The organism is Thalassovita autumnalis (genome assembly GCF_001458255.1).
GTDB classification, from domain to species: domain Bacteria; phylum Pseudomonadota; class Alphaproteobacteria; order Rhodobacterales; family Rhodobacteraceae; genus Thalassobius; species Thalassobius autumnalis.
Genome location: NZ_CYSB01000047.1, coordinates 21816 through 35158, shown reverse-complemented (window position 1 = coordinate 35158; position 13343 = coordinate 21816). Strand labels below are relative to the sequence as shown.

The 13343-nt window shown below is 59.1% G+C and carries 11 protein-coding genes; 7 read left to right on the top strand and 4 right to left on the bottom strand.

The window, feature by feature from the left end; all coding sequences use genetic code 11:
* Positions 1-76: 76 nt before the first annotated feature.
* Both TL5118_RS20260 and uraH read right to left on the bottom strand, forming a co-directional pair.
* Complete coding sequence (locus tag TL5118_RS20260) at positions 77-1312, bottom strand: urate hydroxylase PuuD (protein WP_058244399.1); 1236 nt, start codon at positions 1310-1312, stop codon at positions 77-79.
* 154 nt (positions 1313-1466) lie between these two features.
* A complete protein-coding gene (gene uraH, locus TL5118_RS20255; protein WP_058244400.1) occupies positions 1467-1820 on the bottom strand; it encodes a hydroxyisourate hydrolase in 354 nt (117 codons plus the stop codon).
* 163 nt (positions 1821-1983) lie between these two features.
* Between uraH and puuE the strand changes: the two genes are divergently transcribed.
* From puuE to TL5118_RS20240, 3 genes are all read left to right on the top strand, one after another.
* Positions 1984-3399, top strand: coding sequence for an allantoinase PuuE (gene puuE, locus TL5118_RS20250; protein WP_058244401.1), 1416 nt, complete (start codon positions 1984-1986; stop codon positions 3397-3399).
* A complete protein-coding gene (locus TL5118_RS20245; RefSeq protein WP_058244402.1) occupies positions 3396-3881 on the top strand; it encodes an ureidoglycolate lyase in 486 nt (161 codons plus the stop codon). The genes puuE and TL5118_RS20245 overlap by 4 nt, the downstream gene beginning before the upstream one ends.
* 61 nt (positions 3882-3942) lie before the next feature.
* Positions 3943-5265, top strand: coding sequence for a uracil-xanthine permease family protein (locus TL5118_RS20240; RefSeq protein ID WP_058244403.1), 1323 nt, complete (start codon positions 3943-3945; stop codon positions 5263-5265).
* A 34-nt stretch (positions 5266-5299) separates the two neighbouring features.
* On the opposite strand, the gene TL5118_RS20235 is transcribed toward TL5118_RS20240, so the two are convergent.
* Positions 5300-6142 (bottom strand): bifunctional allantoicase/(S)-ureidoglycine aminohydrolase, encoded by an 843-nt coding sequence (locus tag TL5118_RS20235; RefSeq protein ID WP_058244404.1) that lies wholly within the window; start codon positions 6140-6142, stop codon positions 5300-5302.
* A 294-nt stretch (positions 6143-6436) separates the two neighbouring features.
* A complete protein-coding gene (locus TL5118_RS20230) occupies positions 6437-7486 on the bottom strand; it encodes a replication initiation protein (RefSeq protein WP_058244405.1) in 1050 nt (349 codons plus the stop codon).
* A 633-nt stretch (positions 7487-8119) separates the two neighbouring features.
* On the opposite strand from TL5118_RS20230, the gene TL5118_RS20225 reads away from it, so the two are divergent.
* From TL5118_RS20225 to TL5118_RS20205, 4 genes are all read left to right on the top strand, one after another.
* Positions 8120-9319 (top strand): AAA family ATPase, encoded by a 1200-nt coding sequence (locus TL5118_RS20225; RefSeq protein WP_058244406.1) that lies wholly within the window; start codon positions 8120-8122, stop codon positions 9317-9319.
* The gene (locus TL5118_RS20220) at positions 9316-10281 is read left to right on the top strand and encodes a ParB/RepB/Spo0J family partition protein (protein WP_058244407.1); all 966 of its coding nucleotides are present in this window, start codon (positions 9316-9318) and stop codon (positions 10279-10281) included. Before TL5118_RS20225 ends, TL5118_RS20220 begins: the two co-directional genes overlap by 4 nt.
* Before the next feature lie 467 nt (positions 10282-10748).
* Positions 10749-11789: a hypothetical protein gene (locus TL5118_RS20210; RefSeq protein WP_058244409.1), complete on the top strand. Its 1041-nt coding sequence runs from the start codon at positions 10749-10751 to the stop codon at positions 11787-11789.
* Between the two features lie 91 nt (positions 11790-11880).
* Positions 11881-13308: a mannose-1-phosphate guanylyltransferase/mannose-6-phosphate isomerase gene (locus tag TL5118_RS20205; protein WP_058244410.1), complete on the top strand. Its 1428-nt coding sequence runs from the start codon at positions 11881-11883 to the stop codon at positions 13306-13308.
* Positions 13309-13343: the final 35 nt, after the last annotated feature.

The following is a 13343-nucleotide window of genomic DNA, read 5'->3' as shown; positions in this document are numbered from 1 at the left end:
TCAATGTTCCAAAAAACCAGAAGCCAGCTCGCTCGCGCGAACCGGCCTTTTCTACAGCGCAGTCTGGAACGGCAAATCAGCCCTGCGTCGCCTCGCGGAACCATTGAATGATCAGCTTGCGTTCTTCCGGCTCCATATAGGTCACATTGGCCGGGGGCATGGCGTGGCTCACGCCGGCCTGCAGGTAGATCTGGCTGGCAGCCGCGGCCACATCGGCTTCGGTCTCCAGCAGGACGCCTTTGGGCGCACGGGCAATGCCGTCATAATAGGGTTCGCGGGCGTGGCACATGGCGCAGCGGCCCGGCACCACATTCATCACATCCTCAAAATGGGTGGCTTCCGCAAATTTAAGCTCGGAGGCGCTGAGCACGCGCGCCTCCGACTCTTCGTATGTGTCCTGCATCAGGGGTGCGGTCGACAGCCACATCACCCCGATGAACAGAATGGCCGTCACCAACCAGGTCCACCACTTGTACCCGCCCCCCGCATGGGAGGTGTTGAAGAAGTGGCGGATGGTGACGCCCATCAGGAAAATCAGCGATGCGATGATCCAGTTATACTCGGTGGCAAAGGCCAGCGGGTAGTGGTTGGACAGCATCAGGAAAACAACCGGCAGCGTCAGATAGTTGTTATGGGTCGACCGCAGCTTGGCGATCTTGCCGTATTTGGCATCCGGCGTGCGGCCTTCCTGCAGATCTTTCACCACGATGCGCTGGTTCGGCATGATGATGAAGAACACATTGGCCGTCATGATGGTGGCGGTAAACGCCCCCAGATGCAGCATGGTCGCGCGGCCGGTGAAAATCTGATTATAGCCCCAGCCCATCACCACCAGCATGCAAAACAACAGCAACATCAGCAGTGTTGGCGTGTTGCCCAAGGGCGATTTACACAGGAAATCATAGATCAGCCAACCCAGCGTCAGCGACCCGGCCGAAATCAGAATACCCTGCCACAGCGCCAGATCCGCCTTGCCGGCATCGATCAGATACAGCTCACCGCCGACCCAATAGACCACCATCAACAGCGCCGCGCCGCTCAGCCAGGTGGTGTAGCTTTCCCATTTGAACCAGATCAGGTGATCCGGCATGTTTTCCGGCGCCACCAAGTATTTCTGGATGTGGTAAAAGCCACCGCCATGCACCTGCCACTCTTCGCCATGGGCGCCAACGGGCAGGTTGGGGTGTTTGCGCAGACCGAGGTCCAGCGCGATGAAATAGAAGGATGACCCGATCCAGGCCATGGCGGTGATGACGTGAAGCCAACGCACCGCAAAGCCGATCCAGTCCCACATGATCGCGAGATCTTGCATGTCTTACTCCCTGAAAGATTGAGATCAGGCTACCCGACCCCAATTCCCTTGGGTACTTTTGATATTCCCAAGCAGTTTCAAATTTCCCCTGACAATCACCAGCCCTGAATTTCTCCAGTCCAAACGATCACCGGGGCGGCCTGACTTGGGCCGATTATGACCCGCGATAGGTCGAATAGCCAAACGGGCTCAAAAGCAGCGGCACATGGTAATGCGCCGGTTCCGACATGCCGAACCGGATCGGAACAACATCCACGAACCGCGGCTCTTCCGGCGGGGTGCCACAGGCATCCAGATAAGCGCCGGCATGAAACACCAGCTCATAGGTGCCAATTTCAAACTCTGCGGCAGGCAGAATCTGTTCGTCTGTCCGGCCATCATCATTGGTGGCCAGGGTGCGGATATGTGTGCGGGTCTCACCGTTGATGCGATAGAGATCGATCTTCAGCCCCTCCGCCGGGCAGCCGCGTGCGGTGTCCAGCACGTGAGTCGTCAGATAGCCAGCCATGGTCAGCCTCCTTTTCGGGCAAATTTACCTGTTGCGCCTATTTTGCGGCTTTTGACCTGTCTGCAACACAACAAATGCCCAAACAACTGTTTCAAAATATTTGAGAAAGTCTTTGCCAGAACGGCGTTTTATAAAGGTTTCCAAAATAATCAGGAGATCCCTCATGACCCGCTACCCCCGCGACATGCGTGGCTATGGCCCCAATGCCCCCGATGCCCAATGGCCCGGCGGCGCCAAAGTTGCTGTGCAATTCGTGCTAAACTACGAAGAAGGCGGGGAAAATTGCCTGTTGCATGGGGATGCCGCGTCTGAGGCGTTTCTGTCAGACATCCCAGGTGCCGCGCAATGGCCCGGTCAACGCCATTGGAATATAGAGTCGATCTACGAATATGGCGCACGCGCTGGCTTCTGGCGGTTGCACAAGCTGTTTACCGGTCTGAACATCCCGGTCACCATTTACGGCGTCGCCTCAGCGCTGGCCCGCAACCCCGAACAGGTGGCCGCGATGAAGTCGGCAGGCTGGGAAATTGCCTCGCACGGGTTGAAGTGGGTCGAACACAAAGACATGCCCGCCGAGGAAGAGCGCGCTGCAATTGCAGAAGCCATTCGCCTGCACACTGAGGTCGTTGGTGAGCCCCCCCGCGGCTGGTACACCGGGCGCTGCAGCTCAAATACTGTGCGTCTGGTGGCAGAAACCGGGCAGTTTGATTACATCAGCGACACCTATGATGACGACCTGCCTCATTGGGTGGAGCTGGGCGAGCAGAATCAGCTGATCATCCCCTACACGCTGGAAGCCAACGACATGCGCTTTGCCACCGCGCCGGGCTGGGTCACAGGCGAAGATTTCTATCAATATCTGAAAGATAGCTTTGACACGCTCTATGCCGAGGGCAGTGATGGCGCGCCTAAGATGATGTCGATCGGCCTGCACTGCCGCCTGATCGGCCGTCCGGGCAAAATCGCCGGGCTGAAGCGGTTCCTGGATTATATCGCCGGCTTTGACGGCGTTTGGACCCCCACCCGGTTGGAGATTGCCGAGCACTGGCAGAAAACCCATCCGCATCAGCGGTTTGAACGCCCCTCTGAAATGTCGCAAGAGCGTTTCGTGGAACTTTACGGGTCAATCTTCGAACATTCGCCCTGGATCGCCGAACGCGCCCACGGCCTGGAACTGGGCCAAGCCCATGACTGCGCCGCCGGTGTGCACAATGCGCTCTGCCGCATCTTCCGCACCGCCAGCTATCAGGAACGCCACGACGTGCTGACCGCCCACCCCGATCTGGCCGGCAAACTGGCCGCCGCTGGTCGTCTGACCGCCGAAAGCACATCCGAGCAATCCTCTGCAGGGCTCGACATGTTGACGGATGAGGAACGGGCAACCTTTACCTCTCTTAACGACGCCTACGTTGCCAAACACGGGTTCCCCTTCATCATCGCCGTGCGCGATCACGATAAGGCCTCGATCATGGCGAACTTCCACCGCCGCATCGACCACAGCACTGAGGTCGAGTTTGAAGAGGCCTGCAAACAGGTCGAACGCATCGCGGAATTCCGTCTGGGGGATCTGTTGCCGTGACAACGCTGACCCTCCGGCCCCTCACTGCTGAGGCCTTCGCCCCCTATGGCGATGTCATCGAATGCAGCGGCGCGCCTGACAAGATCATCAATCAAGGAATGTGTGGTCGCCATCATGATCTCGCGCTGGTTGATTCAGGCCCAGGCCGCACCGGCATAAGCCTGTTTGACGCCAAGGCCCGCGCCCTGCCCTACAGGCTGGACCTGATGGAGCGTCACCCGCTCGGCTCGCAGGCCTTCATCCCGCTCGACAACGTGCCGATGATCGTCAGCGTCGCGCCCGATGCAGATGGCAAACCCGGCACGCCTGAGGTCTTCCTCAGCCAGCCGGGCCAATCGATCAATATACACCGCAATGTTTGGCACGGTGTACTGGCACCCCTCGGGGCGCCCGGTCGCTACGTGGTTGTTGACCACATCAGCGATTTGCCAAACCTTGAAGAACACTGGCTCGAGGATCCGTATGACATCTTAGACCAGTAACCACCGGCCCAACCCGGCAGCAGATCGGGGCGGCCAAAAGCCAACTAGGGAGATAGTGAATATGGCTGATACCACCACCGGAACGCAGTTCAGCGATCCGAATGTAACCCCGCCCCTGGCACAGGCCGTGCCCCTGGGGCTGCAGCACGTTCTGGCAATGTTTGCCTCCAACGTGACGCCCTCCATCATCGTTGCCGGTGCCGCCGGTCTGGCCTTTGGCAGCGTTGAACAGATCTACCTGATCCAGATGGCCATGCTGTTTGCCGGCATCGCCACCCTGTTCCAAACCGTCGGCATCGGCCCCGTGGGCGCCCGCCTGCCGATCATGCAGGGCACCAGCTTTGCCTTTGTTGGCGTTCTGGCCGGTGTTGCCGCCACCCAGGGCCTCGGCGTGGCGCTGACCGCCTGTATCATCGGCGGTGCGATCCACTTCGCCCTTGGTGCGTTTATCGGCAAACTGCGCTGGCTGTTCCCGCCGCTGGTCACCGGTCTGGTGATCCTGGCAATCGGCCTCTACCTGATCCCCGTTGCGATCAAATACGCCGCCGGTGGCGCCGCCAAATTCCAGATGGAGGCAGAAAGCTTCGGCTCGCTGATGCACTGGTCGGTGGCTCTGACCGTTGTGATCGTTGCTCTGGGTGTCAAATTCTTCACCAAAGGCATGCTGTCCAACGCCGCCATCCTGATCGGCCTGATCGCCGGTTACATCGTAGCCATCATGATGGGCATGGTGAACTTCGGCGCAGTGTCGAAAGCCTCCTGGATCACCAGCATCAAACCCCTGCCCTACGGCTTTGAGTTCAGCCTCGGCGCGGTGATCGCGGTGACTCTGGTCTCCATCGTTTCGGCCATCGAAACCGTCGGCGACGCCTCGGCCACCGCCAAAGCCGGTGCCGGTCGTGACGCCACCGATGCGGAAATCCAGGGCGCGACCTATGCGGACGGTCTGGGCACTGCCGTGGCCGGTGTCTTCGGCGGTCTGCCAAACACCTCGTTCAGCCAGAACGTCGGCATCGTCGGCATGACCGGCATCATGAGCCGCCACGTCGTGACCATCGCAGGTCTGATCATGATCATCTGTGGTCTGCTGCCGAAAATCGGCGCCGTCATCGCCTCCATGCCGCTGCCGGTTCTGGGTGGTGGTGTGATCGTGATGTTCGGCATGGTCGCCTCGGCGGGCCTGAACGTCCTGACCGAGGTCAAGATGAACCGCCGCAACATGGTGATCATCGCGATCTCGCTGGCGGCAGGTCTGGGTCTGAACCTGGTGCCCACTGCGGTGCAGTATCTGCCCGGTGTGGTGAAAACGCTGATGACCTCGGCCGTTGCCCCCACCGCGCTCTGCGCCATCGTGCTGAACCTGGTTCTGCCGGAAGAAGACTAAGGAAACGGGGGCTGCGGCCCCCGACCAATCAGTCTCACACAATAAGAAACGCCCCCGGCGCCAAAGGCATATGCCGGTTCACATCCTTATAGAGCAGATAGCGGAAAGGCCCCGGTCCCCCCGCGTAACAGGCCTGCGGGCAAAAGGCGCGCAGCCACATGAAATCACCGGCTTCCACCTCAACCCAATCCTTGTTCAGACGATAGACCGCCTTGCCCTCCAACACATAAAGCCCGTGTTCCATCACATGGGTCTCGGCAAAGGGGATCACCCCGCCGGGCTGGAAGGTCACAATGGTCACATGCATGTCATGGCGCAGATCTGCCGGATCCACAAACCGCGTCGTCGCCCAGGCGCCATCAGTGTCGGGCATCGGCGTGGGGGCGATGTCTTTTTCGTTGGTCACAAAGGCCTCAGGCAGATCGATGCCCTCCACCGCCTGATAGGCTTTGCGGATCCAGTGGAACCGCGCCTCGGCCCCAGTGGTGTTCTTGATCGACCAGTCACAGCCCGGCGGCAGGAAGGCATAGCCGCCCTCCTCCAGCTGATGCGCCGCACCTTCAATGGTCAGCTGCAGCCCCCCCTCAACAACGAAGATCACCGCCTCAACACCGGCGTCCGTCTCTGGCTTGGTGGATCCGCCCCCCGGCTGCAGCTCGCCGATATACTGGCTGAAGGTCTCAGCAAATCCAGACATCGGCCGGGCAATCACCCAGAAGCGTGCACCCTCCCAGAACGGCAGGAAAGAGGTCACGATATCGCTGAAGGTGCCTTTGGGGATCACCGCATAGGCATCGGTGAACATTGCCCGGTCGGTCAGCAGTTGCGTCTGCGGCGGCAGCCCCCCCTTGGGGGCGTAATAGCTGCGGTCAGTCATGGAGGAACCCTTTGAAAAACAGTTGCCCCATTGAACCGCGCCCCCTGCCACGATCCAAGATCTTTCCCGTGAGCCTGCGCCTGAAGCACTGCTTGGGCTTTTTTGATAATCCAACCGGCGCCCCTGCCCGCTCTTTCATCGTTCCCAAAATACTCTGGGGGAATTGGCCGACAGGCCAAGGGGGCAACGCCCCAAACCCGGGCCTGCCCCGAAAAATTGCCAATTGGCAATTTCCGGTATTTCAACGCAATTTTAGGGACTTAGGGAAAATCACACAGTGGCAATTGCCAAAGGTCAGATCGGGTTTGCCTCAGCAAACTTCTTGAAAAACGCCAGAAACGCGCGATCGGGATCCTTGGCCTCCCCCTTACCTGCCGCCCAAGCCCGCCATTCGCTTTCCACGAAGTAAATGTCATAGCCGGGATGGCGCAGCCGCGCGGTTTCATAGGTTTCCGTGCGAAGTGGATCACCGGCAATCCGGGCCGGTCGTGGCTTCAACCCCGGGGCCTGTGGCACGGCCGTCTGCGGGTCCGGCGACACCACCTTCTCCGCCCGTTCCTGCGCCCTGACACGCCGCCCGGTGGAGGCATATTGCAACGCGCGCTCCGCCTCCCCCTGACCAGCACCATCCTTGCGCCACCAGCGGATTTCCACATGGGTCACCGACCGCCCGGTTTTCACCGGTGAGACTTCGACGACATAGTCGCTCAGCTCAGAGACCTCTGCCACCGCCGGCTCAATCGCCCGCATCCGCAGGTTTGACCAAGACGTAAGCTTACCTTTTGGGACGCCCAAGATTCCGCGCAGCGCCTCCAGCGAAAATTTCTCCGAGGATTTCCAGCGCAGATTGCCGCGCTTCTGCACCATCTCATAAAGCGTCAGCGCATATTTGGAGCTGAGCGCAAACATCACCTCACGCTGCAGCCGGGCAAAGATGGTGGAGTTGGAAATGATCCGCCGCAGCCGCGCCGGGATCTCATATTCCAGCATCCCATCCTTGCGCAGCCCCTCGACCGAGCCGCCCAACAGCTGCACCCGTTCAATCGCCGGCTCACCGTCCCATTCCACCTGCACCTTCACAATCGCCGACATCAGCCGCTCAATCGACTCACCCACGCGGTCATTGGAATTATGCGACCCGCGCAGCGCAGATTTGGCAATGACATGGGTGACCGGCTTATCAATCCCGTCCCAGGCATTTTCCAGCAGCTGGTTATAGATGCGACGGTCGGTCAGGGTCAGCGGCGTGACCTCAACCAGATCAACCAGCTCACCGGGTTTGATCAGCGATTCCGCACTGGGCCGGGCATCCAGCGTGCGGTATTGTTTTGGTGGGTTTGCCATGCTGCGCCTCGGGAATCACGCCCCGGTTTTCCGGGGTCGCCTACATTGATTTCTTACTTATGTATCAGAAGCGGTGTAAGCTTCCAAGAAGAAGATCAAAAAGCGGGGGCACCCAATTTGTAAGTTTAAGCGACTCACCCCGATTCGTCAGTGATTCGCAGACCCCTCTATTTGTTGCACAAAACAGGCTCTAAATAGGCTCAAATTCTCCCCACCCGAAAAGTAAGCTTTCAGACCCCCAATCCGTAAGTCTTACCGTCCCAGAATGTAAGCTTTGACCACCCGATACGTAAGCCTAAGCACCCAATAGGTAAGCGATAGAGTTGTTAGTGTCTGACTCTAAACATATCTTCCGGACTGAACGATAGAATCCTAGAATCTGGAACCCCGGTTTTTTCAATTTGGATTAATGGGAATCGGCGCACTTTGCAGGTCTCAGCGCAAAACCACCCTTTTCAGCGCCAGTCGCACCGGATTTTCCACAGGATATCCCCAGCAACGTGCGAACCTGACGTTGCCGATCTGCAAAGTGCGGTTTTTTCAGTAAGGATGCCCAAAATTCGCACTTGAGCGTGATGCCCCCAGCAGACACAATAGTCGCAAAAGAAAAATGAGGCACCTTCAGAGGGTATCATGGCAGAGACTGATTTTCCTATCACTTTGGATGAGATCGAGGCGCTGGCAAGCCGCGCAGATATCGTCATCGACCGGTTGCGCGAACGGCTGTTTGCGCCGGGCACTGAAAAACGACTGGATGTGCGGTTCAACGTCCGCACGGCCGGTGAAATGGTGGGGCGTACCGAAAAGGCGATCCGCGATGCGGAGGCCGATGGCCGCCTGCCGGAACCTGAGAAGGATCCAACCACCGGTCGCCGCACGGGCTATTCCCTGGCCGAGATCAATCGCATGCGCGATGTCTTTGGCACGCTGCCGCATCGGGCGGCTTCGGACCCGGCGACGGTTCTGGCTGTTCAAAACTTCAAAGGTGGCGTGGGCAAATCCACCGTCACCGTGCATTTGGCGCAATATCTGGCACTGAAAGGCTATCGCGTCTGTGTCATCGATTGTGACAGCCAGGCCTCCACCACGTCGATGTTTGGGCTGAACCCGGATGTGGACGTGAATGAAAACGAAGATACGCTTTACCCGTTCTTCCAGCATGGCGGTCCCGCCTCATTGCATTATGCGCTGCGGGCGACCTATTGGCCCGGTGTTGCGCTGATTCCGGCGAACCTTGGGCTTTATGATGCTGAATATGAATTCGCCGCCCGCATCATGCGCGAAGAGGGATTTGTGCTGGATAGACTACGGGCCGGAATAGAGTCTATTTCGGACCAGTTTGACGTGATCCTCCTGGACCCGCCGCCGGCGCTTGGGATGATTTCCCTGTCGGTGCTGCGCGCCGCCAACGCGCTGGTGATCCCGGCGCCGCCCAACAATATCGATTTCGGCTCCACCGCGCATTTCCTGCGCATGATGAGCGCAACCCTGCATGAGCTGGCCGAACATGGCGGGGCGCGGGGCTATCATTTTGTTAAGGTTTTGGCGACCAAGATGAACGACCAGAAAGGCGCGCATCAGGTGATCAAGCGGATGATGGACGCGGTGTTCCCGCAGGACATGCTGCAGGCGGTGCTGAAGGACTCGGCCGAGATCGACAATGCCGCTGCCAATCTGCAGAGCGTTTATGAAATCACCGGCGCCGCTGCCCGGACGGAAACACACAAGCGCTGCCGCACCTATCTGGATGCGGTGGGACGTGAGATTGAGGTGCTGATCCGCAAGACCTGGCCCAGCCACCATGCAGCCCTGCGTAAGGAGGGGATCCTATGAGCAAGAGACATGATGCGGTTTTCGACGATGTGCTGAGCGGGCTGCCCGCAAGCAAAAAGGCGGAAGATCGGGCCTCGGCGCGGTTCCTGAAACGATCGAACACCATGGCGGAACAGGCCAGCGGAGAACGGCAGGAAAAGGTGCTGCGGCTGGTGGACCCTGCGGATTGCCGGATGTGGGAGCGGCACAACCGCGCTTATGATTTGCTGACGCCGGAAAACTGCGCGGATCTGATCGATGGGATCAAATCGCAGGGGCAGCAGGAATTTCCGGCGATTGTGCGCCGTTTGCCGCCGGGGCAGGGTGCCACCTATGAGGTGATCTGCGGCGCGCGTCGGCACTATGCCGTCAGTTGGCTGCGGGCCAACAATTACCCGCAGTTCAAATATCTGGTGGAAGAGCGCGAGCTGACCGACGAAGAGGCGTTTCGCCTGGCTGATATCGAAAACCGGGATCGCGAAGACATCTCGGATTTTGAGCGCGCGCGGGACTATGCCCAGGCGATTGCGCTTTACTATGGCGGCACCCAGAAGGTCATGGCCGAACGGCTGGAGGTGTCCCCGGGCTGGCTGTCACGTTATCTGGATCTGGCGAAGCTGCCCGAGGCGGTGGTGAAGGCCTTCCCGTCTATCCGTGATCTGAAAGAGCTGCATGCGCGCCAGTTGAAACCGGTGTTGAAAAGCCATGAGAAGGCTGTTCTGGCAGAGGCGGATTTGATCGCAGGGGAGCGCGCCGCGGGGGGCAGCATTGATGCGGCCACGACGCTGAAACGGTTGAAGGCCGTGGCCACTGAGAAGCGTGGCGCCAAGAAGCCAGCGCGGATTTTCTGCGGCGAGCCTTACGAAGAGGGCGTAAAAATGAAACGCGCGGGACGCAAAGTGGTGTTGGAATTTGACGCCGGCCTGTCCGATCCCGCGTTGCGCGCCGCCATGGCGCAGTTTCTGAACCACTGGCGAGAGTGAGGAAGGAGTTGCCAATTGGCAATTTCGCGTTTTATGACTTGTTTATAATAGGTTAGAAGAAAAACGGTCTGGCAATTGTCAGACCGTTTTGTGTTTTGCGAGAGAAAACCGGGGCTGGGGGTCGAGAGGGCGGATCTTGTGAGTATTTTGGGATCATTGAAAGGTGACCATCAGGCTCGAATTGGCAGATTAGAGACTATTTTTAGAGCTGTCAGTTGGGAGAGCGGCTATAGTCTGGTTGAGGAGGGGGAGGGGGGCTGGATGCTCGCTTCTGTCCTGGGGATGCTTAGGGAGAGGTGAAGCTGACGGTTTCCGCACATTGATGGAACGTGCCGCGCCTCAGATCCGCAATGCGTCAATACAGATGGCAAAAATCCGTGTTGTCCAAGTAATGCTCAAAATGGCTTTATTTTGAGCATTGAGATTCGTAGAGTTTTTGAAACCAACATCTATCTGTGGACCGGTTTATGATCGACCCAGACCCATATAATGCCGATTTGGAAGAGGATCAGGAGGAAGCGGACCTGTGGTTCGTCCCCGCGCCGCCAGAGGAGGAGCCGGATTTCCTGTCGCCTTTGCCGCGATCCTCTGACGATGAGCTGTCTCAGATCGCAGATTGGCAGGCGGCGCAGCGAGATCTGGTGGTTGAGCTAGCCGATGCGGCGCGGCTGCTTGGTGTGCTGGATGAGATGTTGCGGCGCGGGCCCAAAGGGTGGTCGCAGCGGATTGCCCTGACCGAAGCGGCGCAGCTTGGCTGGATAACGGGATCGCGGCTGTCGGTGGAGCGGCTGGGTCTGTGGACCGAATTGCGCTTGTCACACCCCGGCGATGATGCCCGGGATTTGGAGCGCGGGTCCTGGGCCTATCGACGGCTTGCGGGAAACTTGCAGCCGCTTGAGGGCATGAAGGCGTTTTTGAACCGAACCCCGGTGGGCGAGCAGTCCTTGCTGGATGACAAGATCGAGGGTTGGAGCGCGGCGATTCTGGCGGCCAATGCGCTGCACCCGATCGCACTGGGGGGTTTTGCCCATCACCTCTGGCCCTTGGCGGGGATCGGCAGCCCCGGTGACAAGCTGGAATGCAGTGTTGTTGGCGCGCGGATTGCGGCGCAGGCCAAGGGGGCGGCGCTGAGGTTTGCACCGATTGCGATGGGCGGATCCTCGGCGCTGTTGGCCAGTGGCACGGCGGAGCGCAAGCTGCGCTATTGGATCAGGGGTGTCAGCAACGGCGCCAGTCGTGCCATTCGGATCCTGCGCCTGCTGGAGGATTGGTCCGCGCGCGCGACCGCTGAAACGCAGGATCTGTCGGGCAAAACACACGGGCGGTTGTTGACCCTCTTTGCGGCTTGGCCAATGATCTCTGCCCCGACGGCTGAAAAGATGACGGGGGTCAGCCGTGCTTCGGTCCAACGAAACCTTGATGCGCTGCAGCAGCGTGGGTTGATTTCGGAAGTGACCGATCAAAGCCGTTTCCGCGTTTGGACCGCCAATATCGGCAGTGCCGGGTGAGATTGGGATGGTCTGTGCTGGTACTCCTGACTTGCAACGACACTGGGCTGGCACTATCCGTTAGAGGGTTCGTACCAAAAGGGTTTTTCCAATGATTACGCCAGTTATTCTCTGCGGTGGGTCGGGCACGCGTTTGTGGCCCTTGTCGCGTAAGTCTTATCCCAAACAGTTTGTGCCTTTGGTGGGGGAAAACACCCTGTTCCAAGGTTCCGCTTTGCGGATGCAGGGGGCGGATTTTGCCGCGCCGGTGGTGATTACGAATTCAGATTTTCGCTTCATTGTTGTTGAGCAGCTGCAAGAGGTTGGCATTGATCCCGGTGCGATCCTGATTGAGCCTGAGGGGCGCAACACTGCGCCGGCGGTTCTGTCGGCCGCACTGCATCTGCAGAAAGAAGATCCTGAGGCAATCATGCTGGTGGCGCCGTCCGATCACGTGGTGCCAGATGTTGCGGCGTTTCAGGCCGCGGTGGAGCGCGGGCTTGAGGCGGTTGAGCAGGGGCAGTTGGTGACCTTTGGCATCGCGCCCACGCGGCCAGAAACCGGTTACGGATATCTGGAACTGTCTGAGGCCTCTGACGGTGGTCCTGTGGCCTTGCGGCGGTTTGTGGAAAAACCGGACGCGGTTCGGGCCGAGGAGATGCTGGCCGCGGGTGATTTCCTGTGGAACGCGGGGATCTTCCTGTTTAAGGTCAAAGACATCGTGGCGGCATTTGAGGCCTATGCGGCCGAACTGATGGCGCCGGTTGCGGCCGCTGTTGATGGCGCGGAGAGCGATCTGGGCTTTTGCCGGTTGGCGCCTGAGCCATGGGCCAAGGCGGATGATATTTCGATCGACTATGCTGTTATGGAGCGGGCAAGCAACCTGTCTGTTGTGCCCTTCACCGGCGCATGGTCTGATTTGGGCGGCTGGGATGCGGTCTGGCGTGAAGGGGAGCGGGATGCGCGCGGGGTGATGACCTCGGGCGATGCGACCTCGATCGATTGCAGCAACAGCATGCTGCGGTCTGAAAATGACGCGGTGGAAGTGGTCGGCATCGGGCTGGACAATGTGATCACTGTTGCGATGAACGATGCGGTGCTGGTCGCCAGCATGGACCGGGCGCAGGACGTCAAGAAAGCGGTTGATGCTTTGAAGGCGAATAAGGCGGCGCAGGCGACAACTTTCCCAAAAGATCATCGTCCCTGGGGCTGGTTTGAGAGCCTGGTGATCGGCGATCGTTTTCAGGTGAAGCGGATCCATGTGCATCCCGGCGCGTCCCTGTCGCTGCAATCCCACCACCATCGCGCAGAACATTGGATCGTGGTTTCGGGCACTGCGGAGGTGACGATTGACGAGAAGGTGCAGCTGGTCTCGGAAAACCAATCGGTCTTTATCCCTCTGGGTGCGGTGCACCGGATGCGCAACCCCGGCAAGGTGCCTATGGTGCTGATTGAGGTGCAGACCGGGGCCTATCTGGGGGAAGATGACATCATTCGATACGAAGATGTTTATGCCCGGGGGCAGGGTGCCAAGGGCTAACAGCGCTGGCTCTCACTTGCAGTGTAGTATTGGCC

Bases quoted from the DNA above. Each gene is read 5' to 3' on its own strand.
- TL5118_RS20235 (WP_058244404.1), bottom strand. From the start codon at position 6,142: ATGACTGACCGCAGCTATTACGCCCCCAAGGGGGGGCTGCCGCCGCAG.
- TL5118_RS20240 (WP_058244403.1), top strand. From the start codon at position 3,943: ATGGCTGATACCACCACCGGAACGCAGTTCAGCGATCCGAATGTAACC.
- TL5118_RS20205 (WP_058244410.1), top strand. From the start codon at position 11,881: ATGATTACGCCAGTTATTCTCTGCGGTGGGTCGGGCACGCGTTTGTGG.
- TL5118_RS20260 (WP_058244399.1), bottom strand. From the start codon at position 1,312: ATGCAAGATCTCGCGATCATGTGGGACTGGATCGGCTTTGCGGTGCGT.
- TL5118_RS20230 (WP_058244405.1), bottom strand. From the start codon at position 7,486: ATGGCAAACCCACCAAAACAATACCGCACGCTGGATGCCCGGCCCAGT.
- puuE (WP_058244401.1), top strand. From the start codon at position 1,984: ATGACCCGCTACCCCCGCGACATGCGTGGCTATGGCCCCAATGCCCCC.
- TL5118_RS20220 (WP_058244407.1), top strand. From the start codon at position 9,316: ATGAGCAAGAGACATGATGCGGTTTTCGACGATGTGCTGAGCGGGCTG.
- TL5118_RS20210 (WP_058244409.1), top strand. From the start codon at position 10,749: ATGATCGACCCAGACCCATATAATGCCGATTTGGAAGAGGATCAGGAG.
- uraH (WP_058244400.1), bottom strand. From the start codon at position 1,820: ATGGCTGGCTATCTGACGACTCACGTGCTGGACACCGCACGCGGCTGC.
- TL5118_RS20225 (WP_058244406.1), top strand. From the start codon at position 8,120: ATGGCAGAGACTGATTTTCCTATCACTTTGGATGAGATCGAGGCGCTG.